We start from the raw sequence: 26,966 nt of genomic DNA, 5'->3' as shown, positions 1-26,966 counted from the left end.
CTGGCTCCTAGTAACCAACGGCAAGCCATCGAGCGATCTGCTGACCGGTATACGTGTTCTGAAGTTTGAACTGATTGTTACTGATCATATCCGCATTAACGGTTCCCTGAGCGGGAGTCCCGAAACTTGCTGTGATGCTTGCACACGCGGCAGGAAAGGCCAGTGGAAAGGGATACGTCCCCGTCGTGCTGCCAGGAATGTTCTGATATCCCCATTGAATGACAATGCCCCCAAGCCATGAGGGGAAAACGATATAACCATTGGCCTGTTTGAGAATCTGAAAACCCCAGCGCAACTTTTTTGGTGTGACGAAGGTTTGATCGTCAGTACCCGAGTCTGTCTGCGCTTGAGAGGCAACTTTCGCTGTGCCTTGATTGAGTTCGGTCGCTTGTTGAGCCAAAACGGTCAACGCGCCGATATCGATACTTCCCTGATTGATCGGCGCGTTCCAGGCTTTGATGCACCACATCACTGCCAGGTTGCGTGGGCGGGTTTCTGTCGAAGTGCGTGCCACCCTCGAAGCATCGAACGACATATTGATGACACCGGTAGAGGCTGTGCCTGCGGGGAGTTGAGTCCCACCTGCCGCTGTCGCACTGAAAGCGCCGCCGACCGTACCTGTTGCTGCAAGCTGAACACCGTTGTTCGCGGCATACTGCCCTGTGATGTTCTGAAGCGAGTCGAGTTGATAACCGCCGATTGCCCTACCCGCATCAACACCGCGCCCATGATCCCAACCACGCAAGAACTCGCCACGCGAATCCGGTAGCCGGAAATTGCCTATCCCCTCGTCTCCCTTGTTGTAGGTGCTGCCGAGAAACGCCGCCAAATCCGGATAAGTCGCAATGCTCTGCACACTGCCATCCAGTTCCAGATAACCCGGCGCGACGATCCCCGTCGGGAATGCCAGAACGGCCCCCACCGGAACAGCGGATTTGAGCCGTTCGACTTCCTTGGCCAGCGCGGCGACATCGATGGTTCCCTGATTGACCGGGGCGTTCCAGGCTTTGATGCACCACATGACGGCGATGTTGCGGGGGCGGGTTTCATTTCCCCCTGCATTGACGGTAGTTGTGGGCGACGTCAAATTGTTTGAATCAGGCCCTGAAGTTGCCAGATACCCACCCGTAGCGGGAGGTGTTACGACACCGTTAACAACTCCAGCGCTCGTACCCCCAAAAGGGTCAATGTTTGCAGCTACGCTGTCAAAGTAGCGGTGACTGTGACTTTTATAATCATCAGCCTGAAAGCTACCGACTTGACGTCCCAAGTCGACTCCCCGCCCATGATCCCAACCGCGCAAGAACTCGCCACGCGCTTCAGGCAAACGGAAATTGCCAACCCCCTCATCACCCTTATTAAACTTGCCGCCCAGATAAGCGCTCAAATCCGGGTAAGTCGCACTGCTCTTGACGCTGTTATCCAGCTCCAGAAAACCCGGCGGCGGTGCATCAACCGGGAACGCGACAATCGACCCCACCGGCAATGCCGATGCCTTGGCAATCAACGCCTCGACTTCAGCTTTGGTGTAGGAATCCTTGATGCCAAAACCGGCCAACGTTTCAGGATTCGCACCTGCCGTCGCCCGACCATATTCATCAACCGTCAGGCTCTTGTAAGTCCCGGCAGCAATCCCGGTACGCCCGGCGAGCATCTTGAACGTCAGCGCGGTGGTGCCGAGGGTGATCGGCGCATTTGTGGTCAGGTGCCACAGCGAATCGCCGTTCGCCGTACCCTCCTCGACCATGACCGTAAGGCCCGGCGTGACCTTGGCGCTGGTATTGGCATCAGTCGCCCGCACCCAGTCACAATTGGCGACGATCCACGGGCCGTTATCCTTGGCCAGGGTCTGGTTCGTCAGCAACACGCGGTCACCGGCAATCACGGCCACGCCGTCGATCTGTTGCGCACCGTTCAACACGATGTTGGTAGAGGCCGCGACGCGCACCGATTGCTTGCCATCCAGTTTGCCGAGTTCTTCGGCGAGATAACTCATGACCCAGGCACGTGTGGCTTTGACCACCGTGTCATCAATCAACAACGTCACCAGCGACGCATTGCTGGTCTCGAAAATCGAGCGAATGTAGAACTCTTTCCCCGAGCCCGACGTCGCCAGCACCGGCTTGAACGACTCCGGATATTTGACGATGGCGTAGAGAATCCCGGTGTCAGTCCACAGCCCGGCTTCACGCACATACCAACCGCCAACGTCCGGCGGAATGGTCACTTCGGCCAGCAGCCAGCTCGGGTTTTTCTCGTCCTGGAACAGGGCATTGAGCGGCCCGCGCCAGACTTCGCGTGCAAGTGCCGTGGCGGTGGCGGCAGGGTTGTAGACCTTGCCATTGCCATCGCCGACAGAAATCTGCGTCAACTTGATCGGTACGCCCGCGGCCTTGCACGCCGTTTCGTAGGCAATCCCTGCGTTGGTGAGCAGGGTGTAATAGTCAGCCATTCAGGCCCCCTGAGGATAAATAGTGGATGTTTCGACGGTGTACATCGCGGCGGCCATGAACGCCTCGCCAGAGGTTTCGAGCCCTTCGATGAACACCGGATAAACCGTCGTCAACTCACCGCAGAAAGTCGCAGCGGCGATGCAATGACTGCCGAACGCGCTCAAGCCAACTGTCACCGAAAGGATGTCCCGTTCGCTCTTGGCATCCGCCAGACGACGGTCGAGACGGGCGTCGATTTCTGCGCTGTAAGGTTGATCGCTGAAAGCGCGCACGCTGAAGCTGTAAGGCACGCCGGGAGGCGTCTGTTCGTACCAGGCGCGGACTTCGGGGCGCAGTTGCAAACCCTTGGCCGCGTTTTCCAGCGCCTTGCGAGTGCCGGCCTGGCGTGCGGTGGGCCAGGCCAGTTCGACGGTCAGGCGCTTTTCCGCTTCCGGTGCGCTGGTGCTCCATTCGGCGACACCGCGATCCGCTGCCAGATACGGCAGAAATGCCACCGGTGTTTCGCTCGGGTTCATCAGCTCGGGGAACGGCGGCGCGATGCGATCAAGCAGCGCGTCGAAGCCCAGATCCAGTCCACGTTCGAGTGGAGAGCTGTTGGCCGGCAGCAACGTCGGGCTATGCGTTGGCTCACTCATAGTGTCAGCACCTCGACCTCGACCGCCGTGCAGTACGGCGCCTCGAAGGCGCTGGTGATGATCGGCTCCAGCGGCTCAAGAATCTGCAGTTGCACGGCGCCGGCGCTGTGCAGCGTGTAGTCGATCCAGCTCGGATCGACCCGCCCTTCGAGGCGATGGCAACTGTCGGCGTAGGCCTGCAATTGTTGCTGCGCGGCGACTTTGGTCAGGCCCGAGTCGGGGCCGGAATTGATCTTCGCCACGACACGAATCTTGTAGCGTTGAATGTCGGCAGCCTTGACCGTGACCAGGTCGGTTTCCGGCCGCACATCAGGGCGGGCGAAGTGCTGACGCACGCCATCCAGCAACGCTGCAGACGGAGTGCCATCGCCGTCTCGCGACAGCACCGTGACCTGCACCTCGCCCGGCGCAGTACGCCGACCGTTGCCGTCCTTGACCTGTGCAGCGAGGCCGTCTGGGTTGAAGGTGTAGGTGACGTTCACCACACCGCCATCGCTGGATTCGACCTTCACCGTTGGCCGTTCACCGAGGGTGAATACCTCGCGGCGATACTGCATCCGCGAGCCCGCAGCCGGCGCATGCGGCGCCAGGTAGTAGCGCAACCGGGCGTCTTCGTCACTTTCATAAATCGGTGGTATTGGCGGGAAGGCTGCCGGGTCGCCCGCGTCGAGCAACTGCCTTTCAAGGCCCATGTCCGCCAAGCGTGCGTCGAGGTTGCTGCCGGTCGCCCACCACGCCAACATCTGCTTGATGCGGGCGTTGTATTTGCGTTCGTGGGTTTGCAGGCGCACGCAGAAGGCTTCCAGCGCCAAGGTCAGCAGCTCGCTCTCGTTTTCCAGGCTGGTCTTGAGTTTCGCCGCGCTTTCGGGCGCTCGGGCGCCGACGTACTCGACGACGAAGGTCTTGAACTCGGCGAGCAAGTCTTCGAAAGCGTCGACAGTGATCAGCGCCGGTTCGGCCAATTGGTTCTGGCCGGGGATCAACATGCTCATGTCACGACCTCGAATGTCTGTTGACGGTTTTTCCAGGTGCCGGCGAAACGCAGCAGCAGGCCGGCGCCGTGACGGCTGGCGACGATCACGCTCGGCTGAAAATCGCTGATCCCGTTCTGCGCGTTGTAGAACGCCTGAGCCGCGTGGCTCTGCGCCAGAAGCAGAACGTCGTCACCGAGGTTCTGCCCCAGCAGCGTGGGGATCAGCGAGCCATAAAGGGGCCTTTTTTGCCGGGTGCCCAGCGGCGTAGTCAGAGCCCGGGTCGCGCGCTGCACAAACTGCAGCCAGTCATCGACCGTGGCCCCGCTGTCTCTATCGATTCCGATCATGGGAAGCTCTTGATTCAGGGGCTGATGACGCGGCCCTGGTGATCCACCAACGGGCCGCTGAAGTGCACGCCCGAGGCGTCGATGGTCAGGCCGACGGCGCCCAGTTGCAGGCTGATCAGCTGTGGCGTCATCGTCAGTTGCGCCGGGCCGATGCTCAGTGCAAGCGATTCGCGAGAGCCACTGAATGCGGCCGGGCCGTTTTGCCAATGCAGGGTGTGCGTGGCGTCGTCGTAGCCGCTTTCAGTGCCGTCGACATGCACCCGGCGCGTCAGCGTCGGTACCGTTGCCGTCGGTGGAAAGCGGTCACTGTTCAAACCGAACAACGCGACGCTTTGTGCGCCGCTTTCACCGCTGCCGTAGTTGAACAGCAAACACTGTTCGCCCACGCTCGGAATCCGCGATTCGCTCTGCGCTCCGGCGCTCGGGTTGAAGAACTTGATGGCAGGCGTCAGCAGTCCACCGTGGCTGACCTGACAAGTGTTGCTCGCAGCATCGACTGCCTGACACACGCCGATGCGACAGAAACTCTCGGCGCGGCGGTGCAGGTCATCGAGCTCCGCTTCCATCTCCGCCAGCCGCTCGATGATCGGCCCCAGTTGCATGCGCAGTAATGCGTCGAACATCGATCAAGCCTCCAGCGCGGTGTATTGGTCGGGGTCGTCGATGTCGCTGACTTCCCAGGTACGGGCGAATTTCGGCGTGCCGAGCGGGTCGTCGAGCAAGGTCGGACCGAGATAGAGGGTCTGGGTGAAGGTCAGCGTCCATGCCTTGTATTGCTGATCGGCGCGGACAAGCAGTGACGGCAAACCATCAATGTTCATCGGCAAATCGCATTGAGCGCCGGGCAGGCCCCAACGGTTGTCGGTGATCAGGTTTTTCAGCACGGCGATCAGATCGCAGGCGGCAAAGGCGCTCGCAGAAAGTGCCGGAATGACTTGCAGCGATACCGTCATGACGTGGGCGATACGCCCGTCGGCGCCACGCACTCCGGGTGCATTACGGTCGAAGTCGATCAACGCCCAGGCCTGAGCGCCGGGTGCCGTGAAGTCGTCATGATTGCCAACCTGCAGATTCAGGCCGTCGCTGTTGCGCAAGATTGTCGCCATCGCCGTGAACAGCTGCGAAGGCTGCTGGATCGGTGCGGGCATGCATGACCTCCTTTTCAATTGTCCACGCGCAGCCCCGCCGCATCAGTTGCAGCGAGGCAGGAAAGTGTTGAGTTACTGGGGATCGCGCGGCGGGGGAACTTCGCAGACGCCGATGCGCTTGGCGGCCCAGCGTTCGTACAGACCGATGGCCACGTCGGCCCCGGCCATGGCGGTCAGGCAACCGAAGGCGCCGGCCGCCCAGATCGACAGCCCGGCGGCGTAAAGCAGCATGATCGCCGACACGCCGCAGATCATGCAGGCGCCGGAGCGCAGGGCCAGACGCCGCAGCAATGACCAGCCACGAGCGCCCTCCTTGTCGGCGCGCCACATTTCGCCGGACACCCCGCCCACCACGGCGAGGAGGATGACCAGCCAGATCGGCATGTCCGCCAACGCTTGTTGCTCGGTTGTCATGTCACGCCTCCCGGGAGTGCGGATGAATAAAAGAACTGTGAGAAGCCAACCAACGCAGCTACCCGGTTCTGGGCGCTACAGGCGTTCAACAATGACGTTATCGATAAAGGCAAAGTTGGCGTTCGGGTTTTGCTCGTTAAAAAATGCGAGCGTTGTCTGCGCTGTGATGGCAGTGAACTCGTAAGTGATGGTGCTCCACTCCACTGCAACACCTTTAGCCGTCGGGGTATTGAACGTCGACGTTTGCCCGGCCACTTTTACCTGGATGACACCGTCACCGGAGCGGCTGGCAAACCGCGAATTGCCTGCACTGAAGGTGAGTCGATACTTCGCCCCGATGGTCGTGGCGAAGTTCTGTTGAATCCCGCCACCATTGCCATAAACATAATTGGCCAGATCCACGATCATCACGCCGTCTGCTGCGACGGAGCCGCCAATTGCATTTGGCATGTTGAAGTACTCGGCACCGGACAGAAAGGTTGTCCAACCAGTGATTGCATTGGTTTTGGCGGGGGTGTCCAGAATGCAGCCACCACCGCAGGTCGACTGTTCAAAACTGCCGTTGACCAACAAGTTGGCTGCCAGCACATTCGTGCCTGCACCGAGCAACATTGCGCTGGCCAGGAACGGAGCAAGATATTTCTTAAACATATTCGGGTTTCTCTTCCGTGAAAGGATTGATGGGTAATGCCTCAGGGGTTATTGCGAACAAGGCAGGCATTCCAAAAAGCCCGGCAATTACGCCGGGCTTTTCAGTAATGCGCTCCTTCGCCTTCCTTCAAATCCTGTGTTCGAGAAGGAAGCTGACTTTTCGGCGCTACTGGCGCGGTACGAGTCCATTCAAATTGTTTTTCCGACCGCGGTCCCTGCCCGCCGGATAACTGCTCTTGGTGCTTTACGCTGCACACCCGGGTCAGTTGCCAACCCTCTGAACCGTTGAGGCCGGTTCATCGCTGCCTGTTCTTGTGGAACTAAAGAGCTGTTGTTGCCAGCCGCTTTGTCGAGCGGCTTGGTGGCAAGAATATGCATGGATGCATATACAGTCAATGCATAAATGCATTTATTTATACGCAATAAATGCACGAGCGCATGCAGACCGCATAAATCAAGGCTTCGAGGGTTTTTTTTCAGGCGAAAAAAAACCCGCCAGGAGGCGGGTTTTCTACGAAGGGGGATGGCCTATCGGGCGTACATGCCCCACCAGAAGACGTGACCGAGGATGACGATCTGCTCTTCCTGCATGTCCTGAAAGCTGTAGTCCTCGTCCGGATGCTCATCACGGTTGAAACTACGCAGGCGGATGCCGGTCGGCAGACGGTAGAGTTGCTTCACGCGCAATTGACCGTTGTGGTTGATCGCGTACAGGTCGCCATCGATGATGTCGCCGATCCCGCACTTGCCCGCATTCACACCGACAGTGGCGCCGTCACGCAACACCGGCATCATGCTGTTACCGCGCACTGTCACGCATTTGGCCTGGTCGAACTGCACACCGTTATGGCGCAGGCTGCGCTTGCCGAAGCGCAGACTAGAGCGTTCGCTCTCTTCGATGACGAATCTTCCTGATCCAGCAGCCAATTCAACCTCGCGAAGAAAGGGCACCGACACCTCGTCGTCATCGACAGGGGTATCGTCGTCCCACAGGCTTATGTCCTTGAGTTCCGCATGCACGTCATCGCGCGCGCCACCGGTCGCGGTCGCGACGTCGGCGCGGCCACGCAATTGATCGGTGCTCACATTGAAGTATTCGGCAATCTTCGAAATGTGTTTATCCGAAGGATCGACGATCTTCCCGCTGAGAATCCGCGAGAGCGTTGATTGAGGCACGCCGGTGCGACGGTGGAGCTCCGTGGGGGAGATCCCGTGCTGGTCGAGCAGTGCTCTTAAGACGGAGGATACGTTGCGTTTTTGCATAACGCGCATAGTGCTTGAAGTTTTTTCCGAAGACAAATGCTGATTTGCATAAATCGTGCATAAGTCACAAATAAACGCAGAAAGTGTCAGCGGGCCGTCATGCCTGCGTCGAGCCGACCGCCCATGGTAACCTTGCGCCCATCGCGGAAAAGCCCGGCGGTTGCCCTCGCTTTTGCCCTACATCATTTAACGAGTTACCTGACAATCCGATGAATAAAGCCGTCTCCGACCTGTCCTCCCACACCCCGATGATGCAGCAGTACTGGCGCCTGAAGAACCAGCACCCGGATCAGCTGATGTTCTATCGCATGGGCGACTTCTACGAGATCTTCTATGAAGACGCGAAGAAGGCTGCCAAGTTGCTCGACATCACCCTGACCGCACGTGGTCAGTCGGCGGGGCAAGCGATCCCGATGTGCGGGATTCCTTACCACGCGGCGGAAGGTTACCTGGCGAAACTGGTCAAGCTCGGCGAGTCGGTGGTGATCTGCGAGCAGGTCGGCGATTCGGCCACCAGCAAGGGCCCGGTGGAACGTCAGGTGGTGCGCATCATCACACCGGGTACGGTCAGCGACGAAGCGCTGCTCGATGAACGCCGCGACAACCTGATCGCCGCCGTTCTGGGCGACGAGCGTCTGTTCGGTCTGGCGGTGCTGGACATCACCAGCGGCAACTTCACTGTGCTGGAGATCAAGGGCTGGGAAAACCTGCTGGCGGAGCTGGAGCGGGTCAACCCGGTGGAGCTGCTGATTCCGGACGACTGGCCGAAAGACCTGCCGGCGGAAAAACGCCGGGGCGTGCGTCGTCGCGCGCCGTGGGATTTCGAACGTGATTCGGCGCTGAAAAGTCTCTGCCAGCAGTTTTCCACGCAAGATCTCAAAGGCTTCGGTTGCGAAACCCTGACCTTGGCTATCGGCGCCGCCGGTTGCCTGCTGGCCTATGCCAAAGAAACCCAGCGCACCGCCCTGCCCCATCTGCGCAGCCTGCGTCATGAGCGTCTGGACGACACCGTGGTGCTCGACGGTGCGAGCCGCCGCAATCTGGAACTGGATACCAACCTGGCCGGCGGCCGCGACAACACCCTGCAATCGGTGGTTGATCGCTGCCAGACTGCAATGGGCAGCCGTTTACTGACCCGCTGGCTGAACCGTCCGCTGCGCGATCTGACCGTGCTGCTGGCGCGGCAGACCTCGATCACTTGCCTGCTCGACGGCTACCGCTTCGAAAAGCTGCAGCCGCAGCTCAAGGAAATCGGCGACATCGAGCGGATTCTGGCGCGGATCGGCCTGCGCAACGCGCGTCCCCGTGACCTCGCTCGCCTGCGCGATGCTCTCGGTGCCTTGCCGCAACTGCAAGTGGCAATGACCGACCTCGAAGCGCCGCACCTGCAACGCCTGGCGACCACCACCAGCACCTACCCGGAACTGGCGGCGCTGCTGGAAAAAGCCATCATCGACAACCCGCCAGCGGTGATCCGCGACGGCGGCGTGCTGAAAACCGGTTACGACAGCGAACTCGACGAGTTGCAATCGCTGAGCGAAAACGCCGGCCAGTTCCTTATCGATCTGGAAGCCCGGGAAAAGGCCCGCACCGGTCTGGCCAACCTGAAAGTCGGTTACAACCGCATTCACGGCTACTTCATCGAACTGCCGAGCAAGCAGGCGGAATCCGCCCCGGCCGACTACATCCGTCGCCAGACCCTGAAGGGCGCCGAACGCTTCATCACACCGGAGCTTAAAGAATTCGAAGACAAGGCGCTGTCGGCGAAGAGCCGTGCCCTCGCTCGCGAGAAAATGCTCTACGAGGCGCTGCTGGAAGATCTGATCAGCCAGTTGCCACCGCTGCAGGACACTGCCGGCGCATTGGCCGAGCTGGATGTGCTGAGCAACCTTGCCGAGCGTGCGCTGAACCTTGATCTGAACTGCCCGCGCTTCGTCAGCGAGCCGTGCATGCGCATCACCCAGGGCCGTCACCCGGTGGTCGAGCAGGTGCTGACTACGCCGTTCGTGGCCAACGACCTGAGCCTGGATGACAACACCCGGATGCTGGTAATCACCGGCCCGAACATGGGCGGTAAATCCACCTACATGCGCCAGACCGCGTTAATCGTACTGTTGGCGCATATCGGCAGCTTCGTGCCGGCGGCCAGTTGCGAACTGTCGCTGGTGGACCGGATCTTCACCCGGATCGGTTCCAGCGACGACCTGGCCGGCGGCCGTTCGACCTTCATGGTCGAGATGAGCGAAACCGCCAACATCCTGCACAATGCCACCGAACGCAGCCTGGTGCTGATGGACGAAGTCGGTCGTGGCACCAGCACCTTCGATGGTCTGTCCCTGGCATGGGCCGCCGCCGAGCGTCTGGCGCATCTGCGTGCCTATACTCTATTTGCCACGCACTATTTCGAACTGACCGTGTTGCCGGAAGCCGAGCCTTTGGTGGCTAACGTGCACCTGAACGCCACAGAGCACAACGAGCGCATCGTATTCCTGCACCATGTGTTGCCGGGGCCTGCCAGCCAGAGCTACGGCCTGGCGGTGGCGCAACTGGCCGGCGTGCCGAGTGAAGTGATCGTGCGTGCCCGCGAGCACCTGAGCCGACTGGAAGACACCGCATTGCCGCACGAAGCGCCCAAGCCTGCCGTCAAAGGCAAACCGGCCGCCCCGCAGCAAAGTGACATGTTCGCCAGCCTGCCGCATCCGGTGCTCGATGAGTTGGCCAAAGTGGATCTCGATGACCTGACCCCGCGTCGAGCGCTCGAATTGTTATATGCACTTAAGAACCGGATCTAAGCAGCGAAGAACCGGATATAACGCAAACGGCTTCAAGCTGTTAGAATCTCGCGCGGTTTGGGATGCTGCTGGCTAATAGCCTGGCTGGCAGACATCGCTCCCGAACCTGGCGACCCCAACCGTGAAGGGGCTACGCTGCCGCCGCCTGAGGAGAAAATTAGAAATGACCTTCGTCGTCACCGACAACTGCATCAAGTGCAAGTACACCGACTGCGTAGAAGTCTGTCCGGTGGACTGCTTTTACGAAGGCCCGAACTTCCTGGTGATTCACCCGGATGAGTGCATCGACTGCGCCCTGTGCGAACCGGAATGCCCGGCCGTCGCGATTTTCTCCGAGGACGAAGTTCCGGAGGATATGCAGGAGTTCATTCAACTCAACGTTGAATTGGCTGAAATCTGGCCGAACATCACCGAGAAGAAAGAATCGCTGCCGGATGCCGAAGAGTGGGATGGCGTCAAAGGCAAGATCAAAGACCTCGAACGCTGATCTGTCGCGCGTTACCAAAAGGCCCCTTGCGGGCCTTTTTGCTTTTTCGGATTCTACTTTTCTACAGGCAAAAAAAGGGGCGGTTTGACCCGCCCACATTTTTTCCCTATTCCCTGTATTCCTTTTCATCGTCCTGATGAATCGCGTCCTGCGATGTCCGTTCCCCTCTTCCTTGAAGGGCGTGTCTGTCCGTCGACACAGTGCTGATACTAAAGAGTTCCCCGCCGGGAGCAATCGGCCTCGCGGGCTGAAAATCGCTGTAATAAGCACTTCACATTATAAAATAAGCTTATTAATCAACTAGTTAAATACGCCAGCCGTGAGCAATCGACGTCTGCCGTCCTGCAAAAATAGGGAACGCTTACGAAAAAGTAAGCCAAGGCTTACACCGCGAGACTACAAACGATGGAAATGCTAACCGTATGTCCGGCAGTGAACGTTGTGGCGAGGGAGCTTGCTCCCGCTTGAGCACGCAGCGCTCATGAACCATTGGCGTTGCTGCGCAACCCGGCGGGAGCAAGCTCCCTAGCCACAGACAATATTCAGCCAATATCCGAGCAATAAAAAACCCCGAACCAGTCGGGGCTTTTTATGGGCAGGCGTCAGAGGCGCTTACTGGAACAGCGACTCGCTCGACAGGCCATTCTTCTCAAGGATTTCGCGAAGGCGCTTGAGGCCCTCAACCTGGATCTGCCGCACCCGCTCCCGGGTCAGGCCGATCTCCAGGCCTACGTCTTCCAGCGTGCTGCTCTCATGGCCGCGCAGGCCGAAGCGGCGTACGACCACCTCGCGCTGCTTGTCGGTCAGTTCCGAGAGCCATTGATCGATGCTCTGCGACAGGTCGTCGTCCTGCAGCAGTTCGCATGGATCGGTCGGACGGTCATCCGTCAGGGTGTCCAGCAGGGTTTTATCCGAATCCGGACCCAGCGAGACGTCGACCGAAGAAACCCGCTCGTTCAGACCGAGCATGCGCTTGACCTCGCCCACCGGTTTTTCCAGCAGGTTGGCGATTTCTTCGGGTGAGGGTTCGTGATCGAGCTTTTGCGTCAGCTCCCGTGCCGCCCGCAGGTACACGTTGAGTTCCTTGACCACATGGATCGGCAGCCGGATGGTCCGGGTCTGATTCATGATCGCGCGCTCGATGGTCTGACGAATCCACCAGGTCGCGTAGGTCGAGAAGCGGAAGCCGCGCTCGGGATCGAACTTTTCCACTGCGCGGATCAAGCCGAGGTTGCCCTCTTCTATCAGATCCAGCAGCGACAACCCCCGATTGACGTAACGCCGAGCGATCTTCACGACCAGCCGCAGGTTACTTTCAATCATACGCTTGCGCCCCGCCGGATCGCCACTTTGCGACAGACGCGCAAAATGAACTTCTTCCTCGGGGGAGAGCAGTGGAGAAAAGCCGATTTCGTTGAGATACAGCTGCGTGGCATCGAGTGCCCGGGTGTAGTCGATGTACTTGTGTTGTTTAAGTGAAGCGGAGTGTTTGGATCTGGAACGAACGGAAGGTGGAGCAGCCCCTTCATCATTCGACATCGAATCCGAATCGATGCCGGCCTCCATAAGGAGAACCTCATCGTCGATGTCAAACTCCGGCACTTCTTTACTGAGAGCCATTGTTATAGTCCTTTGGTGAGTTCGACCCCAAGCTCAAGCGACGCCTTTATCCTTGGCAGCGCTGGAGCCTGTCCCCTCTACGCGACGGAACAGGCTGGCCTCAAATCAACGTCTGGGCAGGAACTGCAGCGGATCTACTGGCTTACCTTGTCGGCGAATCTCAAAATGCAGTTTCACCCGGTCTGTACCCGTTGACCCCATTTCGGCAATTGTCTGTCCGACCTTGACCTGCTGCCCCTCCCGTACCAACAGCCTGCGGTTATGTCCGTAGGCACTGACGTAGGTTTCGCTGTGTTTGATGATGACTAATTCGCCGTAGCCCCTTAAGCCACTCCCGGCGTAAACCACCGTCCCATCAGACGCAGCTAAAACAGGCTGTCCCAAATCTCCGGCGATATCAATTCCTTTATTCAAACTACCGTTTGAAGAGAATTTTCCAATCAGAATGCCATTAGATGGCCATCCCCAGCCGGTCGGGGCCGGGCCCGGTGGAGGCATCGGAGCCGGGGTCGATTTGTTCGCGACGGACGGTGCAGTCCCCGCAGAACCTGCCTTGGAGCCGGTCACCGTGGTGGTCGTGGTGCCATTCGCCTGACGCCGGATTACCGTGGTTTTGCTTGAAGACGATGGTGAGGAACTGCTGTTGCTCACCACCGCCGTCGGCGTTGAACCGGTGCGACCGTCGAAGCGAATTGTCTGACCCGGGTGGATCGTATACGGCGTAGGAATATTGTTCCGGGCCGCGAGGGCTTTGTAGTCCCAGCCGTAGCGAAAAGCGATGGAAAACAGCGTATCGCCCGGACGGACTACATACTGCCCGGTCGTGACGGCAGGACGCTGAGCCGCTGCACTGTTGCGATCGACCACCCGCACATTGCCCGATTTGGTGCTGGAGCAACCGACCAGCAAGGTGCTCAATACAAGGCCAGTCACCAGGCGCTGAAAGCTCGTGTTACCCATACGCTGCGCAATGACTGTGAGACTCACCCGCCGCTCCCTTTGTGGTGGCTGAATATGTGGAATGCCGAATCGCGGCAAGTAGTGTCGCAAGTATAACGGGCTGAACAGGCTTTACCGTTAAAGATGCGAAAACGCGACACGCACACGTTTGCCCGTGGATATTTCGTCGCGTTTAAACCATCGCTGCCGGTGTAAGACACAGGCCAGCGCAAGGAATTCAGCGCCCGCAAACAAATGCTCAGGCCAGCGGGCCATTGAGCAACGGCACGAAGCGCACCGCCCCCAGAACGTGACGGGAAAAGCCGTGTTCTTCGCGCACGATCAGCATCAGTTGCTGCACTTCCCCCGAGCCGACCGGAATCACCATCCGCCCGCCAGGTGCCAGTTGATCGAGCAAGGCCTGCGGTACATCGGTCGCGACTGCGGTGACGATGATGCCGTTGTATGGAGCCAGCGCCGGCCAGCCTTCCCAGCCATCGCCCCAGCGAAACACCACATTGCGCAGGTTGAGTTCGACCAGGCGCTCCTTGGCCCGATCCTGCAAGACCTTGATGCGCTCGACCGAAAATACCCGCTCAACCAGTTGCGACAGCACTGCGGTCTGATAGCCCGAACCGGTACCGATCTCCAGCACCTTGTCCAGCGGCCCCGCCTCCAGCAGCAGCTCGCTCATGCGCGCCACCATATAAGGCTGGGAGATGGTCTGGTTGTGGCCGATCGGCAGCGCGGTGTCTTCATAGGCGCGATGCGCCAGCGCTTCATCGACAAACAGATGACGCGGCGTACGGCGGATCACTTCCAGCACCTTGGCGTTGGACAGGCCTTCTTCATATAGACGCTGGATCAGACGTTCACGGGTGCGTTGCGACGTCATGCCGATGCCGCTGCGCAGCCTGTCTTCGTGTTCACGAGCCATCAGCGCAGTCCCTCCAGCCAGCCATCGAGACTTCTGAAGGCATCATTGAAGGTGCGGTCGAGCTGCAATGGCGTGATCGACACATAACCCTGCATCACCGCATGAAAGTCGGTGCCCGGGCCGCCGTCTTCGGCGTCGCCGGCAGCGGCAATCCAGTAACCGGCCTTGCCACGCGGGTCGACCACTTTCATCGGCGCTGCCGCGCGGGCGCGATGGCCCAGACGGGTCAGCTGAATGCCGCGAATATGGTCGATCGGCAGATTGGGAATGTTCACGTTCAACACCGTGCGCGGCGGCAGGTCCAGCCCGGCGTGGGCTTCGACCAGTTTGCGCGCGAAATGTGTTGCTGTCGCCAGATTGTCCACTTGCCGCGAACACAGCGAGAAGGCGAACGAAGGGCGCTCGAGAAAGCGCCCTTCGAGGGCAGCCGCCACGGTGCCGGAGTACAGCACGTCATCGCCCAGATTGGCACCAAGGTTGATCCCGGAAACCACCATGTCCGGCTCGCGCTCCAGCAGGCCGTTGAGGCCCAGGTGCACGCAGTCGGTCGGGGTACCGTTGAGGCTGATGAAACCGTTGGCCAGGTATTGCGGGTGCAACGGACGGTCGAGCGTCAGCGAACTGCTGGCGCCGCTTTTGTCCTGCTCCGGGGCGATAACCACGCACTCGGTGTAATCCGCCAGCGCAGCATAAAGCGCGGCGAGACCGGGTGCGGTTACCCCATCGTCGTTAGAAATCAGAATACGCATGGGCTGTCCGTCTGCCCCACCGGCACCAGATCAACGAGTTCGCGCACCAATACGGTGGCGAAGCATCCGGCCGGGAGGACGAATTCCAGTTGCAGAATGTCAGGCTGGGGATAATGCCACGACAACCCGCCAATGGGCAGCCGCAGGATGCGACGTTCGTGGCTCATTCCGGCATTGATCAACCAATCGCGCAGATCCGCCTCACGCTCGGCAATCCCCTGCTCCAGATCATGGACAGCGCCAGCGGCAGGTGAGTCACCTTCGCCCCACTGCGGACCGGTCGGGTGCAGGTCGAGAATCGCCAGGCGCGGATCGCTGCATTCGGCAACACCCGCCGGGAAGAAACTGCGGCTGTCGGTGAACGCCAGCAGATCGCCGACCTGTGCCTGCTGCCACGTGCCATCGGCTACCCGCGCCGCCAGTACCTGATTGAACAGAAAACTGCGCGCCGTCGACAGTAAACGCGAGCGCACATTGCGCTGCTCCGGCAACGCCTTGCGCGCCGCCCAAGCACGCGCATCAACGACGTTACCGCCGTCATGGCCGAAACGCTGGGCGCCGAAATAATTGGGAATGCCTTGTTTAGCGATCAGTTGCAGACGCTGTTCGATTGCGTCCTTGTCGCCGGCAAACTGGGTCAGGCGCAAGGTGAAGCCGTTGGCCGAATGCGCGCCGCGTTGCAGCTTGCGCTTGTGCCGCGTGGTCTTGAGGATCTTCAGTGTGTCGTTTTCCGCCGCCGACAGATCCGGGTCAGCCTTGCCCGGCAGTTGCACGCTGAACCACTGGCGGGTCAGTGCCTGACGATCCTTGAGCCCGGCATAACTGACAGTGCGCAATGGCACGCCGGCTGCCTTGGCGATTCGCCGCGCTGCTTCTTCGGTGTTCAGGCCACGTTTTTCGACCCAGATCCACAGGTGCTCACCATCGCCGCTGAACGGGATGTCGAGCACTTCATCGACCTGGAAATCTTCGGCGATGGCTTTCAGAACCGCAGTGCCGAGCGGTTCGCCATAGGCCCGCGGGCCGAGCAATTGCAGTTCGTTCATGCGCGCAGCAACAAGGCAACGGAATGCACGGCGATGCCTTCTTCGCGACCGACAAAGCCGAGCTTTTCGGTGGTGGTAGCTTTCACGTTCACTTGATCCAGTTCAACTTGCAGATCGGCGGCGATCAACGCGCGCATCGATTCGATATGCGGGGCCATCTTCGGCGCCTGAGCGACGATGGTGTTGTCGACGTTGCCGACTTTCCAGCCTTTGCCGTGGATCAGCGCGACCACGTGCCGCAGCAGCGCGCGACTGTCGGCGCCCTTGAATTGCGGGTCGGTGTCCGGAAAGTGTTTGCCGATATCACCCAGCGCGGCCGCGCCGAGCAAGGCATCGCTCAAGGCGTGCAGCAGGACGTCACCGTCGGAGTGAGCGAGCAGCCCGAAGCCGTGTGCAATGCGCACGCCGCCCAGAGTAATGAAATCGCCTTCAGCGAAACGGTGAACATCGTAGCCGTGGCCAATACGCATAAAAAAACGCCCCGATTTTTGTCAGGGCGTGATTCTACCTGCATTAACCGCGCAGGGCTTGTGCGTGATGCTGCAAGTGGTCGTCAATGAAGCTTGAGATGAAGAAATAGCTGTGGTCGTAGCCCGGTTGCAGGCGCAGAGTCAGCGGATGACCCGCTTGTTTTGCAGCTTGTTGCAGGGCTTCGGGTTTGAGCTGAGTGGCGAGGAAATCATCGCGATCCCCCTGATCGACCAGTAACGGCAGTTTCTCGTCAGCTTCAGCGATCAGCGCGCAGGCATCCCATTCTTTCCACTTGGAACGGTCTTCGCCCAGATAGCGGGAGAATGCTTTCTGCCCCCACGGGCAATCCATCGGATTGTTGATTGGCGAGAACGCCGACACCGACTGATAACGCACCGGATTGCGCAGCGCGCAGACCAGTGCACCGTGACCGCCCATGGAGTGGCCGCTGATGCTGCGTTTGTCTGACGCAGGGAAATGCGCTTCAACCAGTGAAGGCAATTCCTGCACGACGTAGTCATGCATCCGATAGTGGCGCGACCACGGTTCCTGCGTGGCATTCAGGTAGAACCCGGCACCGAGACCAAAATCCCAGGCGCCATCAGGATCACCCGGCACATCCGGGCCGCGCGGACTGGTGTCCGGCGCGACGATGATCAGGCCCAGTTCGGCCGCCATGCGCATCGCCCCGGCCTTCTGCATGAAGTTCTCGTCGGTGCAGGTCAGACCCGACAGCCAGTACAGCACCGGCAGCTTGCCGCCCTGCTCCGCTTGCGGCGGCAGGTACACGGCGAACACCATGTCGCAGCCAAGCACGTCGGAACGGTGCCGATAGCGCTTGTGCCAGCCGCCGAAACTTTTCTGACAAGAGATGTTTTCCAGACTCATGTAAAGACTCCTACGCGGTCCCGGCTACAAACCTTCAAGGTCTGTAGCCGGGGCGTCGCGATTGATCAGAAATGAATGACGGTACGGATGCTCTTGCCTTCGTGCATCAGGTCAAACGCCTTGTTGATATCTTCCAGGCCCATGGTGTGGGTGATGAAAGTATCCAGCGGGATCTCGCCGGTCTGCGCCATGTCGACGTAGCTTGGCAGCTCGGTACGGCCACGCACACCGCCGAACGCGGAGCCACGCCAGACGCGACCGGTCACCAGTTGGAACGGACGGGTAGAGATTTCCTGACCGGCACCGGCAACACCGATGATTACCGATTCGCCCCAGCCCTTGTGGCAGCACTCCAGCGCAGCGCGCATCAGTTGCACGTTGCCAATGCACTCGAAGGAGAAATCGACGCCGCCATCGGTCATGTCGACGATCACTTCCTGGATCGGACGATCGAAATCTTTCGGGTTGACGCAATCGGTAGCGCCCAGCTGTTTGGCGATTTCGAACTTGGCCGGGTTGATGTCGATGGCGATGATGCGTGCGGCCTTGGCCTTCACTGCACCAATGACTGCCGACAGACCGATGCCGCCCAGACCGAAGATCGCCACGGTGTCACCCGGCTTGACCTTGGCGGTGTTGAGCACTGCACCGATGCCGGTGGTCACGCCGCAACCGAGCAGGCAGACCTTTTCCAGCGGCGCATCCTTGGCGATTTTCGCCACGGAGATTTCCGGCAGTACGGTGTACTCGGAGAACGTCGAGGTACCCATGTAGTGGAAAATCGTTTCGCCCTTGTAGGAAAAGCGCGAAGTGCCGTCCGGCATCAGACCTTTGCCCTGAGTAGCACGAATCGCCTGACACAGGTTGGTCTTGCCCGACTTGCAGAATTTGCACTGGCCGCATTCCGGGGTGTACAGCGGAATCACGTGGTCACCGACGGCGACCGAGGTCACGCCCTCGCCGATGGCTTCAACGATCGCCCCACCTTCGTGGCCGAGGATCGACGGGAAGATCCCTTCCGGATCCGCACCGGACAGGGTGTAGGCATCGGTGTGGCAAACCCCGGAAGCCACCACGCGCAGCAACACTTCACCGGCCTTGGGCATGGCGACATCGACTTCTACGATTTCCAGCGGCTTCTTGGCCTCGAAGGCAACGGCGGCGCGCGACTTGATCATGCTGACTCTCCAGTAAATCCATTGAATAAAAAAACCAGACCGGCAGTGTAGTTCAGCGCCAACTGATTAATAATCAGGACAAATGCAAAATATTATTGCTGTACAGGGATAATCAGATGTCCGAAAACCGTTGGGAAGGTATCGACGAGTTCGTCGCCGTCGCCGAATGCAGCCAATTCACCGCGGCGGCCGAACGCCTTGGGGTTTCTTCCTCACACATCAGTCGACAAATCGTACGGCTGGAGGATCGATTGCAGACACGCCTGCTCTATCGCAGCACCCGTCGCGTGACCCTGACCGAAGCCGGACAGACCTTTCTGCAGCATTGCCAGCGTCTGCAGGACGGTCGCGAAGAAGCCCTGCGCGCGGTCGGCGACCTGACCAGTGAACCAAAAGGCATGCTGCGCATGACCTGCGCCGTGGCCTATGGCGAACGGTTTATCGTGCCGCTGGTGACGCGGTTCATGGGGCAATACCCGCAACTGCGCGTCGACATCGAGCTGAGCAACCGTCAACTCGATCTGGTGCATGAGGGACTGGATCTGGCGATCCGTCTGGGTCGGCTGCAGGATTCACGACTGGTCGCCACGCGTTTGGCACCACGGCGCATGTATCTGTGCGCGTCTCCGTCCTACGTGGAACGGTATGGCCGCCCACACAGTTTGTCGGAACTGAGTCGGCACAATTGCCTGATCGGCAGTTCGGATCTGTGGCAACTGGAACAGAACGGCCGGGAATTTTCCCAGCGCGTACAGGGAAACTGGCGCTGCAACAGTGGGCAAGCGGTGCTGGATGCGGCGCTGCAAGGGGTCGGCCTGTGTCAGTTGCCGGACTATTACGTGCTCGAACATTTGCACAGTGGCGCGTTGATTTCGTTGCTGGAGGCGCATCAGCCGCCGAATACGGCGGTGTGGGCCTTGTATCCGCAGCAGCGGCATTTGTCGCCGAAGGTGCGCAAGTTGGTGGATTTCTTGAAGGAAGGGTTGGCCGAGCGGCCGGAGTATCGGAGCTGATTGAATGGGTTGTCTGTGCGGACGCCTTCGCGAGCAAGCCCGCTCCCACAGGGGATCGGCGGTGAATGCAAAATTTGTGTTCGGCGCAGTTCAAGGGTGGGAGCGGGCTTGCTCGCGAAAGCGATCAAACAAGCGCCACAGCACTCAGCGGCGATTGGCCCAACGCTGGCGCAACCACTCCAGATCTTCCGGCCGGGTCACCTTGAGGTTGTCCGCCCGCCCTTCGATCAGGCGCGGTGCCAGACCGGCCCACTCCATCGCCGAGGCTTCATCGGTAATCACCGCGTCTGCGACCAGACTGTCAGCCAACGCCCGATGCAACGCGCCGAGGCGGAACATCTGCGGCGTGTAGGCTTGCCAGATCACGCTGCGATCAACGGTCTCGAGCACACGACCGTGCTTGTCGACCCGCTTCAAGGTGTCGCGCGCCGGCACGGCCAGCAGACCGCCGACGGCATCATCCGCCAGTTCAGCCAGCAGCTTGTCGAGATCGTCACGGCTCAGGTTAGGTCGGGCCGCATCGTGTACCAGCACCCAGTCATCGTCATCGGCACCTTGCGCATGCAGATGCAGCAAGGCGTTGAGCACCGACCCGGAACGCTCGGCGCCGCCCTCGACCCGCTGAATCCGCGAGTCGCTGGCGCAGGCCAGGTTTGGCCAATAAGGATCATCAACTGCCAGACTGACCACCAGGCCCTTGAGGCTCGGGTGATCAAGGAAACAGCCGAGGCTGTGTTCGAGAATTGTGCGTCCGCCCAGTTGCAGGTATTGCTTGGGACGGTCCGCGGCCATTCGGGCACCGACGCCCGCGGCAGGAATCACGGCCCAGAAGGCCGGCAGGGAATCGATCATTGCGCGAGCTGGTAAAGGGTTTCACCGTCCTTGACCATGCCCAGCTCATGGCGAGCCCGCTCTTCAACGGTCTCCATGCCTTTTTTCAATTCGCTGACTTCAGCGTCCATCACCCGATTGCGCTCCAGCAGGCCTTCGTTCTCGGCGTGCTGATCAGCAATCTGCTGCTTCAGCTCGGCGACCTGCGCCAGACTGCCATTGCCCACCCACAGGCGGTACTGCAGACCGGCCAGCAGCAAGAGCAAAACGAGAAACAACCAGTAAGGACTGCGCATCGAATATCAGGTATCCAGTGAAAAAAGACAGCCACGCGAAAACTTTGAAACGTCTGATAGCACGAAGCCTGGAAGATCCAGGCTTGTGCATGTAAGGCATCAGATTAGTGGCAAATCCATCGCTGTCACGACTTTTCCGACACAATCCGGTGTCTTTTTAACATTTACAACTCAGCCGCGGAACTCGCTGCGACCGTTGTACTTGGCTTTGCCATTCAACTGCTCTTCGATACGCAGCAGTTGGTTGTACTTGGAAACGCGGTCGGAACGGCACAGCGAACCGGTCTTGATCTGGCCAGCCGAGGTGCCCACAGCCAAGTCGGCAATGGTCGAATCTTCGGTTTCGCCCGAACGATGCGAGATCACGGCGGTGTAACCGGCAGCCTTGGCCATCTGGATGGCTTCCAGGGTTTCGGTCAGGGTGCCGATCTGGTTGAACTTGATCAGGATCGAGTTGGCGATCTTTTTATCGATGCCTTCTTTCAGGATCTTGGTGTTGGTCACGAACAGGTCGTCGCCCACCAGCTGGGTCTTCTCGCCGATCTTGTCGGTGAGGATCTTCCAGCCAGCCCAGTCGGATTCGTCCAGACCGTCTTCGATCGAGATGATCGGATAACGTTCGGTCAGGCCTTTCAGATAATCGGCGAAACCTTCAGCGGTGAACACCTGGCCTTCGCCGGACAGGTTGTACTTGCCGTCTTCGTAGAATTCGCTGGCCGCGCAGTCCAGCGCCAGGGTCACGTCGGTGCCCAGCTTGTAACCGGCGTTGGCCACGGCTTCGGAGATCACTTTCAGCGCGTCTTCGTTGGACGCCAGGTTCGGTGCGAAACCGCCTTCGTCGCCAACGGCGGTGCTCAGGCCACGAGCCTTCAGCACAGCTTTGAGGTGATGGAAAATCTCGGTGCCCATGCGCAGACCTTCCGAGAACGTCTTGGCGCCAACCGGCTGCACCATGAATTCCTGGATGTCGACGTTGTTATCGGCGTGCTCACCACCGTTGATGATGTTCATCATCGGAACCGGCATCGAGTAAACACCCGGGGTGCCGTTCAGGTTGGCGATGTGTGCGTACAGTGGCAGATCCTGGTCCTGTGCAGCCGCCTTGGCCGCAGCCAGGGACACGGCGAGGATGGCGTTGGCGCCCAGTTTTGCCTTGTTTTCGGTACCGTCGAGCTTGATCATCGCGTGGTCGAGGGCTTTCTGGTCGCTTGGGTCAGTGCCCAGCAGCAGATCGCGGATCGGACCGTTGATATTTTTTACTGCCTGGAGCACGCCCTTGCCCAGGTAACGGCTCTTGTCGCCATCACGCAGCTCGAGCGCTTCACGCGAGCCTGTGGATGCACCGGACGGCGCGCAAGCGCTGCCGATGATGCCGTTGTCGAGAAGCACGTCCGCTTCCACGGTGGGATTGCCACGGGAGTCGAGAACTTCACGACCTTTGATGTCGACGATTTTTGCCATTGTTGTAAACACTCCAAAGTTGACGAAAACGACGCAGCTAGAGGAAATCTTTTTACCGTCGGCAAGTGGTGTGCAGCGGGCAGCTTGCAGACGACAACGCACATGCCCGAGGGCATGCGCGACAAATCGTGCGGTACTTTACCGGAGAAATGAGCTTTAGGCGGTTTCTACCGTCGGAAAACTCTTCACCAGTTCGTCCAAAGCTTTGAGCTGGGCCAGGAATGGCTCCAGTTTGTCCAGACGCAAGGCGCAAGGGCCGTCGCATTTGGCGTTGTCCGGATCCGGGTGCGCTTCGAGGAACAGACCGGCCAGCGACTGGCTCATGCCTGCCTTGGCCAGATCGGTGACCTGTGCACGGCGCCCGCCGGCGGAGTCGGAACGACCGCCAGGCATTTGCAGCGAGTGGGTCACGTCGAAGAATACCGGGTACTCGAACTGCTTCATGATGCCGAAGCCGAGCATATCGACCACGAGGTTGTTATAGCCGAAGCTCGAACCACGCTCGCAGAGGATCAATTGATCGTTACCCGCTTCCACGCACTTGTTCAGGATGTGTTTCATTTCCTGAGGCGCGAGGAACTGGGCTTTCTTGATGTTGATCACAGCGTTGGTCTTGGCCATCGCGACGACCAGATCGGTCTGGCGCGACAGGAAGGCCGGCAGCTGGATGATGTCGCAGACTTCAGCGACGACCGCGGCCTGGTCAGGCTCGTGGACGTCGGTGATGATCGGCACGCCGAAGGCCTGTTTGATGTCCTGGAAGATGCGCATGCCCTCTTCCAGGCCAGGGCCGCGATACGAAGTCACAGAAGACCGGTTGGCCTTGTCGAAGCTGGCCTTGAACACGTAAGGGATGCCGAGTTTCTCGGTGACCTTCACGTACTCCTCGCAAACCTGCATGGCCATGTCACGGCTTTCCAGCACGTTCATGCCGCCGAACAGCACCATGGGTTTGTCGTTGGCGATTTCGATGTCGCCGACGCGGATGATCTTCTGTGCCATCGGGTTACGCCTTCTTCTGGTGTTGAGCCAACGCAGCTTTCACGAAACCGCTGAACAGCGGGTGACCGTCACGTGGCGTCGAGGTGAACTCCGGGTGGAACTGGCAAGCGACGAACCATGGATGATCCGGTGCTTCCACCACTTCTACCAGCGCGGCGTCAGCGGAGCGACCGGAGATTTTCAGGCCAGCTTCGATGATTTGTGGCAGCAGGTTGTTGTTCACTTCGTAGCGGTGACGGTGACGTTCAACGATCACGTCCTTGCCGTAGCAATCGTGCACCTTGGAGCCGGCTTCGAGCAGGCATTCCTGAGCGCCGAGGCGCATGGTGCCGCCCAGATCGGACGCTTCGGTACGCACTTCAACGGCGCCGGTGGCGTCTTCCCACTCGGTGATCAGACCCACGACCGGATGGCCGCTGGCGCGATCGAACTCGGTGGAGTTGGCGTCTTTCCAGCCCAGCACGTTACGGGCGAACTCGATGACCGCCACTTGCATGCCCAGGCAAATGCCCAGGTATGGAACCTTGTTTTCACGAGCGTACTGGACGGCGGTGATCTTGCCTTCGACGCCGCGCAGACCGAAGCCGCCCGGGACGAGGATCGCGTCGACACCTTCGAGCAGTGCAGTGCCCTGGTTCTCGATGTCTTCGGAATCGATGTAGCGCAGGTTGACCTTGGTACGGTTGCTGATGCCGGCGTGGCTCATCGCTTCGATCAGCGATTTGTAAGCGTCCAGCAGCTCCATGTACTTGCCGACCATCGCGATGGTGACTTCGTGTTCCGGGTTCAGCTTGGCGTCAACCACTGCGTCCCACTCGGACAGGTCAGCGCTGCCGCATTGCAGGCCAAAACGCTCGACAACGAAATCATCCAGCCCCTGGGAATGCAGGATGCCCGGGATCTTGTAGATGGTGTCGGCATCTTCCAGCGCGATCACCGCACGTTCTTCAACGTTGGTGAATTGCGCAATCTTGCGACGCGACGAAACGTCGATCGGGTGATCGGAGCGACATACCAGTACGTCGGGCTGCAGACCAATCGAACGCAGTTCTTTTACCGAGTGCTGGGTTGGCTTGGTCTTGGTTTCGCCGGCAGTGGCGATGTACGGCACCAGGGTCAGGTGCATCAGCATCGCGCGCTTGGCGCCGACTTCGAAACGCAGCTGGCGGATGGCCTCGAGGAACGGTTGCGACTCGATGTCACCCACGGTGCCACCGATTTCGACCATGGCCACGTCAGCGTCACCGGCACCCTTGATGATGCGACGCTTGATTTCGTCGGTGATGTGCGGGATCACCTGGATGGTTGCACCCAGGTAGTCACCACGGCGCTCTTTGCGCAGCACGTGCTCGTAGACACGGCCAGTGGTGAAGTTGTTGTTCTGGGTCATGGTCGTGCGGATGAACCGCTCGTAGTGGCCCAGGTCCAGGTCGGTCTCGGCGCCGTCGTGGGTGACGAACACTTCACCGTGCTGGAACGGGCTCATGGTGCCCGGGTCGACGTTGATGTACGGATCCAGCTTAAGCATGGTGACCTTAAGCCCCCGCGCCTCCAGGATGGCCGCCAATGAAGCCGAGGCAATGCCTTTCCCCAATGAAGAAACAACACCGCCCGTGACGAATATGTAGCGCGTCATGAAAAACCCTAGAAGTCTGCGTTAAAGCGGTACGAGCCGCCGGGGAAAGCGAAGGAAGGCCGAAGCCCCCGATCACCTGCATTAATCACAGTGCACCTTTCAAAAAAACCGCCGCGTTGGGACAGACCGGCAGATGAAACACCGGTACGTTGCTCGCTACACATTTTTTGGAATCGCCCAGCAAAGACTGCTTGGTAATCGGCAACTCCTGCAATTCAGGCGAATCCACAGAAGTTGTATCAAGAAGGGAGCGTAGTCTACCGGAATGCCCCTTTCATCTCAAACCTTGATCTTCGTCTGTTGGCTGCCAATGCAATTTCCAGCCGTCCGTCCCATGCCCGTCAAGGCCCGGCAGGTTCGCCACGGCGAGCAATTCTGCGCCGCGAAACAGCAGCGGCAATCTGCCACGGACAAAGGCCGGCACTGCGCGCTCATTGAGCAGGCGCTTGAGATCGCGATGGCCGCGCTCCGCCAGATGCATCACTTCGCCGCCCTGCCGATAGCCAATGCGCAGTGGCCCGACGGGAGTCTGCCCGCTGAACATGACACGCCCGTTATTCGCCAAGCTTAGCGGCGTCGACGGCTCATGCCAGTCAACGCTGACCGCTGGCGCCCGCAGCCAGTCGCCGCTCAACCACCATACCCGGCCGGCGCTGCGATGCAGTTCACCCTCGGCCAGACGCCAGATCGGCGAAGCATCGTTGGCAGCGCCGCACAGGTTGTCCCAACCCGACCAATGGTCAGTGTCGGGCAGCCGGGTCAGCGGTTCGAGCCAGTGGCTGAGTGCATTGCGCTGACGAGCGGCGGACAGACTCGTCAGCGGCGCCAGCTCCAGTGACGGCAGGCCCAGCCATGAAAACTCGCTCGGTGTGGTGGCTTGGGCCAGATCGAGCTGCGCCAGCTCATCGAGCAAGCCCTGCGCCTCACGCAGGTGCGCCGCGCTGCGGGCCATGCTCGCCTGCGCCTGCGGCCAGCGCACGGTGAGCAACGGCAGCACCTGATGGCGCAGATAGTTGCGTGAGAACTGTCGATCCTGGTTTGACGGGTCTTCGATCCAGCTCAACTGATGCGCGCGGGCGTAAGCCTCAAGCTCGGCGCGCGTGACGTCGAGCAATGGCCGCACCAGCGTGCCCTGCCCCAACGGTCGCTGCGCCGGCATCGCCGAAAGTCCGCGCACGCCGGCACCGCGCATCAAGCGAAACAATAGGGTTTCGGCCTGATCATCACGGTGCTGCCCGGTCAGCAGCAAATCCCCGGCCTCGGTCAGCGATGAGAACGCGGCATAACGCGCCTCCCGCGCCGCCCGCTCCAGACTGGCGCCGGGCTGCACCGCCACCCGTATCACTTGCAGTGGGAAGCCCAGTGCGTCGCAGACCGACTGACAATGCGCCGGCCACGCATCAGCCGCAGCCTGGAGGCCATGGTGGATATGGATGGCGCTGAGCGTCGGCAGGAAATGGTCTTTGGCGAGATGGGCAAGCAGATGCAGGAGGACGGTGGAGTCCAGGCCACCGGAGAAAGCCACGCGCCAGGTCCTGGCATTGCGCCAGGCTGCAAGGTTCAGCAGAAGCCGGGACGGCAGATCACTCACGGACTGACCCCTATCTAACTGTTTGCCCAAATCAAATGTGGGAGCGGGCTTGCTCGCGAAGGCGTTTCAACAATCAACACATCTGTCGACTGTTATACCGCTTTCGCGAGCAAGCCCGCTCCCACATTGGGTATTGCGAGATCT

26 protein-coding genes are annotated in these 26,966 nt (G+C 59.9%); 3 read left to right on the top strand and 23 right to left on the bottom strand.

The features are described 5' to 3' along the window. Window positions 1-7: 7 nt before the first annotated feature. From CKW11_RS16670 to CKW11_RS16630, 9 genes are all read right to left on the bottom strand, one after another. The gene (locus CKW11_RS16670) at window positions 8-2,452 is read right to left on the bottom strand and encodes a phage tail protein (RefSeq protein WP_095138382.1); all 2,445 of its coding nucleotides are present in this window, start codon (window positions 2,450-2,452) and stop codon (window positions 8-10) included. Further along, on the bottom strand, window positions 2,453-3,088 hold the full coding sequence (locus CKW11_RS16665) for a phage tail protein I (protein ID WP_095138381.1): 636 nt from the start codon (window positions 3,086-3,088) through the stop codon (window positions 2,453-2,455). After that, complete coding sequence (locus CKW11_RS16660) at window positions 3,085-4,080, bottom strand: baseplate J/gp47 family protein (RefSeq protein ID WP_095138380.1); 996 nt, start codon at window positions 4,078-4,080, stop codon at window positions 3,085-3,087. Before CKW11_RS16660 ends, CKW11_RS16665 begins: the two co-directional genes overlap by 4 nt. After that, on the bottom strand, window positions 4,077-4,409 hold the full coding sequence (locus CKW11_RS16655) for a phage baseplate protein (protein ID WP_095138379.1): 333 nt from the start codon (window positions 4,407-4,409) through the stop codon (window positions 4,077-4,079). The genes CKW11_RS16660 and CKW11_RS16655 overlap by 4 nt, the downstream gene beginning before the upstream one ends. A 14-nt stretch (window positions 4,410-4,423) precedes the next feature. Beyond that, window positions 4,424-5,032 (bottom strand): phage baseplate assembly protein V, encoded by a 609-nt coding sequence (locus tag CKW11_RS16650; RefSeq protein ID WP_095138378.1) that lies wholly within the window; start codon window positions 5,030-5,032, stop codon window positions 4,424-4,426. Between the two features lie 3 nt (window positions 5,033-5,035). Then, window positions 5,036-5,557, bottom strand: a complete 522-nt coding sequence (locus CKW11_RS16645; RefSeq protein WP_095138377.1) for a hypothetical protein — start codon at window positions 5,555-5,557, stop codon at window positions 5,036-5,038. 72 nt (window positions 5,558-5,629) lie between these two features. Then, the gene (locus CKW11_RS16640) at window positions 5,630-5,971 is read right to left on the bottom strand and encodes a phage holin family protein (protein WP_095138376.1); all 342 of its coding nucleotides are present in this window, start codon (window positions 5,969-5,971) and stop codon (window positions 5,630-5,632) included. 75 nt (window positions 5,972-6,046) lie between these two features. Continuing rightward, the gene (locus tag CKW11_RS16635) at window positions 6,047-6,622 is read right to left on the bottom strand and encodes a DUF642 domain-containing protein (protein WP_027611050.1); all 576 of its coding nucleotides are present in this window, start codon (window positions 6,620-6,622) and stop codon (window positions 6,047-6,049) included. A gap of 528 nt (window positions 6,623-7,150) precedes the next feature. Further along, complete coding sequence (locus CKW11_RS16630) at window positions 7,151-7,894, bottom strand: XRE family transcriptional regulator (protein ID WP_095138375.1); 744 nt, start codon at window positions 7,892-7,894, stop codon at window positions 7,151-7,153. Between the two features lie 200 nt (window positions 7,895-8,094). Between CKW11_RS16630 and mutS the strand changes: the two genes are divergently transcribed. Both mutS and fdxA read left to right on the top strand, forming a co-directional pair. Beyond that, complete coding sequence (gene mutS, locus CKW11_RS16625; protein ID WP_095138374.1) at window positions 8,095-10,677, top strand: DNA mismatch repair protein MutS; 2,583 nt, start codon at window positions 8,095-8,097, stop codon at window positions 10,675-10,677. Between the two features lie 163 nt (window positions 10,678-10,840). Next, window positions 10,841-11,164 (top strand): ferredoxin FdxA, encoded by a 324-nt coding sequence (fdxA, locus tag CKW11_RS16620; protein ID WP_003222178.1) that lies wholly within the window; start codon window positions 10,841-10,843, stop codon window positions 11,162-11,164. Between the two features lie 612 nt (window positions 11,165-11,776). Here fdxA and rpoS read toward each other — a convergent pair. The 8 genes from rpoS to CKW11_RS16580 form a co-directional block, all read right to left on the bottom strand. Continuing rightward, the gene (gene rpoS / locus CKW11_RS16615; RefSeq protein WP_095138373.1) at window positions 11,777-12,784 is read right to left on the bottom strand and encodes an RNA polymerase sigma factor RpoS; all 1,008 of its coding nucleotides are present in this window, start codon (window positions 12,782-12,784) and stop codon (window positions 11,777-11,779) included. A gap of 105 nt (window positions 12,785-12,889) precedes the next feature. Continuing rightward, on the bottom strand, window positions 12,890-13,771 hold the full coding sequence (locus tag CKW11_RS16610) for a peptidoglycan DD-metalloendopeptidase family protein (RefSeq protein WP_095138372.1): 882 nt from the start codon (window positions 13,769-13,771) through the stop codon (window positions 12,890-12,892). Between the two features lie 211 nt (window positions 13,772-13,982). After that, the gene (locus tag CKW11_RS16605; RefSeq protein WP_169841266.1) at window positions 13,983-14,618 is read right to left on the bottom strand and encodes a protein-L-isoaspartate(D-aspartate) O-methyltransferase; all 636 of its coding nucleotides are present in this window, start codon (window positions 14,616-14,618) and stop codon (window positions 13,983-13,985) included. Between the two features lie 41 nt (window positions 14,619-14,659). Further along, window positions 14,660-15,409: a 5'/3'-nucleotidase SurE gene (gene surE / locus CKW11_RS16600; protein WP_095138371.1), complete on the bottom strand. Its 750-nt coding sequence runs from the start codon at window positions 15,407-15,409 to the stop codon at window positions 14,660-14,662. Next, window positions 15,397-16,455 (bottom strand): tRNA pseudouridine(13) synthase TruD, encoded by a 1,059-nt coding sequence (gene truD / locus CKW11_RS16595; RefSeq protein ID WP_095138370.1) that lies wholly within the window; start codon window positions 16,453-16,455, stop codon window positions 15,397-15,399. Before truD ends, surE begins: the two co-directional genes overlap by 13 nt. Continuing rightward, complete coding sequence (gene ispF / locus CKW11_RS16590) at window positions 16,452-16,925, bottom strand: 2-C-methyl-D-erythritol 2,4-cyclodiphosphate synthase (RefSeq protein WP_095138369.1); 474 nt, start codon at window positions 16,923-16,925, stop codon at window positions 16,452-16,454. The genes truD and ispF overlap by 4 nt, the downstream gene beginning before the upstream one ends. Before the next feature lie 43 nt (window positions 16,926-16,968). Then, window positions 16,969-17,814 carry an S-formylglutathione hydrolase gene (gene fghA, locus CKW11_RS16585; RefSeq protein ID WP_095138368.1) on the bottom strand — a complete coding sequence of 282 codons (846 nt, stop codon included), beginning with the start codon at window positions 17,812-17,814 and terminating at the stop codon, window positions 16,969-16,971. Window positions 17,815-17,879: 65 nt separating this feature from the next. Continuing rightward, complete coding sequence (locus CKW11_RS16580) at window positions 17,880-18,992, bottom strand: S-(hydroxymethyl)glutathione dehydrogenase/class III alcohol dehydrogenase (protein ID WP_095138367.1); 1,113 nt, start codon at window positions 18,990-18,992, stop codon at window positions 17,880-17,882. A gap of 116 nt (window positions 18,993-19,108) precedes the next feature. On the opposite strand from CKW11_RS16580, the gene CKW11_RS16575 reads away from it, so the two are divergent. Next, on the top strand, window positions 19,109-20,005 hold the full coding sequence (locus CKW11_RS16575) for a LysR substrate-binding domain-containing protein (protein WP_095138366.1): 897 nt from the start codon (window positions 19,109-19,111) through the stop codon (window positions 20,003-20,005). 144 nt (window positions 20,006-20,149) lie between these two features. Here the strand turns inward: CKW11_RS16575 and ispD are convergent, their stop codons facing one another. The 6 genes from ispD to tilS all read right to left on the bottom strand — a co-directional run bounded on the left by ispD (window position 20,150) and on the right by tilS (window position 26,822). Further along, a complete protein-coding gene (ispD, locus tag CKW11_RS16570) occupies window positions 20,150-20,857 on the bottom strand; it encodes a 2-C-methyl-D-erythritol 4-phosphate cytidylyltransferase (RefSeq protein ID WP_095138365.1) in 708 nt (235 codons plus the stop codon). Continuing rightward, entirely contained in the window at window positions 20,854-21,132 is a 279-nt protein-coding gene (gene ftsB / locus CKW11_RS16565) for a cell division protein FtsB (RefSeq protein WP_007964293.1), read from the bottom strand. Before ftsB ends, ispD begins: the two co-directional genes overlap by 4 nt. Window positions 21,133-21,303: 171 nt before the next feature. Next, on the bottom strand, window positions 21,304-22,593 hold the full coding sequence (gene eno / locus CKW11_RS16560) for a phosphopyruvate hydratase (RefSeq protein WP_095138364.1): 1,290 nt from the start codon (window positions 22,591-22,593) through the stop codon (window positions 21,304-21,306). Window positions 22,594-22,749: 156 nt separating this feature from the next. Continuing rightward, window positions 22,750-23,595: a 3-deoxy-8-phosphooctulonate synthase gene (gene kdsA, locus CKW11_RS16555; RefSeq protein WP_007954807.1), complete on the bottom strand. Its 846-nt coding sequence runs from the start codon at window positions 23,593-23,595 to the stop codon at window positions 22,750-22,752. 4 nt (window positions 23,596-23,599) lie between these two features. Continuing rightward, entirely contained in the window at window positions 23,600-25,231 is a 1,632-nt protein-coding gene (locus CKW11_RS16550; protein WP_095138363.1) for a CTP synthase, read from the bottom strand. Between the two features lie 274 nt (window positions 25,232-25,505). After that, window positions 25,506-26,822 (bottom strand): tRNA lysidine(34) synthetase TilS, encoded by a 1,317-nt coding sequence (tilS, locus tag CKW11_RS16545; RefSeq protein ID WP_177440007.1) that lies wholly within the window; start codon window positions 26,820-26,822, stop codon window positions 25,506-25,508. Between the last annotated feature and the right edge of the window lie 144 nt (window positions 26,823-26,966).

It is taken from the genome of Pseudomonas sp. Irchel s3a10 (assembly GCF_900187525.1).
GTDB classification, from domain to species: Bacteria; Pseudomonadota; Gammaproteobacteria; order Pseudomonadales; family Pseudomonadaceae; genus Aquipseudomonas; species Aquipseudomonas koreensis_G.
This window is presented reverse-complemented; position numbering and strand designations above follow the sequence as displayed.

Coding starts and splice junctions, on each gene's coding strand:
- CKW11_RS16670 (WP_095138382.1), bottom strand. CDS start 2,452: ATGGCTGACTATTACACCCTGCTCACCAACGCAGGGATTGCCTACGAA.
- CKW11_RS16665 (WP_095138381.1), bottom strand. CDS start 3,088: ATGAGTGAGCCAACGCATAGCCCGACGTTGCTGCCGGCCAACAGCTCT.
- CKW11_RS16660 (WP_095138380.1), bottom strand. CDS start 4,080: ATGAGCATGTTGATCCCCGGCCAGAACCAATTGGCCGAACCGGCGCTG.
- CKW11_RS16655 (WP_095138379.1), bottom strand. CDS start 4,409: ATGATCGGAATCGATAGAGACAGCGGGGCCACGGTCGATGACTGGCTG.
- CKW11_RS16650 (WP_095138378.1), bottom strand. CDS start 5,032: ATGTTCGACGCATTACTGCGCATGCAACTGGGGCCGATCATCGAGCGG.
- CKW11_RS16645 (WP_095138377.1), bottom strand. CDS start 5,557: ATGCCCGCACCGATCCAGCAGCCTTCGCAGCTGTTCACGGCGATGGCG.
- CKW11_RS16640 (WP_095138376.1), bottom strand. CDS start 5,971: ATGACAACCGAGCAACAAGCGTTGGCGGACATGCCGATCTGGCTGGTC.
- CKW11_RS16635 (WP_027611050.1), bottom strand. CDS start 6,622: ATGTTTAAGAAATATCTTGCTCCGTTCCTGGCCAGCGCAATGTTGCTC.
- CKW11_RS16630 (WP_095138375.1), bottom strand. CDS start 7,894: ATGCGCGTTATGCAAAAACGCAACGTATCCTCCGTCTTAAGAGCACTG.
- mutS (WP_095138374.1), top strand. CDS start 8,095: ATGAATAAAGCCGTCTCCGACCTGTCCTCCCACACCCCGATGATGCAG.
- fdxA (WP_003222178.1), top strand. CDS start 10,841: ATGACCTTCGTCGTCACCGACAACTGCATCAAGTGCAAGTACACCGAC.
- rpoS (WP_095138373.1), bottom strand. CDS start 12,784: ATGGCTCTCAGTAAAGAAGTGCCGGAGTTTGACATCGACGATGAGGTT.
- CKW11_RS16605 (WP_169841266.1), bottom strand. CDS start 14,618: ATGACGTCGCAACGCACCCGTGAACGTCTGATCCAGCGTCTATATGAA.
- surE (WP_095138371.1), bottom strand. CDS start 15,409: ATGCGTATTCTGATTTCTAACGACGATGGGGTAACCGCACCCGGTCTC.
- truD (WP_095138370.1), bottom strand. CDS start 16,455: ATGAACGAACTGCAATTGCTCGGCCCGCGGGCCTATGGCGAACCGCTC.
- ispF (WP_095138369.1), bottom strand. CDS start 16,925: ATGCGTATTGGCCACGGCTACGATGTTCACCGTTTCGCTGAAGGCGAT.
- fghA (WP_095138368.1), bottom strand. CDS start 17,814: ATGAGTCTGGAAAACATCTCTTGTCAGAAAAGTTTCGGCGGCTGGCAC.
- CKW11_RS16580 (WP_095138367.1), bottom strand. CDS start 18,992: ATGATCAAGTCGCGCGCCGCCGTTGCCTTCGAGGCCAAGAAGCCGCTG.
- CKW11_RS16575 (WP_095138366.1), top strand. CDS start 19,109: ATGTCCGAAAACCGTTGGGAAGGTATCGACGAGTTCGTCGCCGTCGCC.
- ispD (WP_095138365.1), bottom strand. CDS start 20,857: ATGATCGATTCCCTGCCGGCCTTCTGGGCCGTGATTCCTGCCGCGGGC.
- ftsB (WP_007964293.1), bottom strand. CDS start 21,132: ATGCGCAGTCCTTACTGGTTGTTTCTCGTTTTGCTCTTGCTGCTGGCC.
- eno (WP_095138364.1), bottom strand. CDS start 22,593: ATGGCAAAAATCGTCGACATCAAAGGTCGTGAAGTTCTCGACTCCCGT.
- kdsA (WP_007954807.1), bottom strand. CDS start 23,595: ATGGCACAGAAGATCATCCGCGTCGGCGACATCGAAATCGCCAACGAC.
- CKW11_RS16550 (WP_095138363.1), bottom strand. CDS start 25,231: ATGACGCGCTACATATTCGTCACGGGCGGTGTTGTTTCTTCATTGGGG.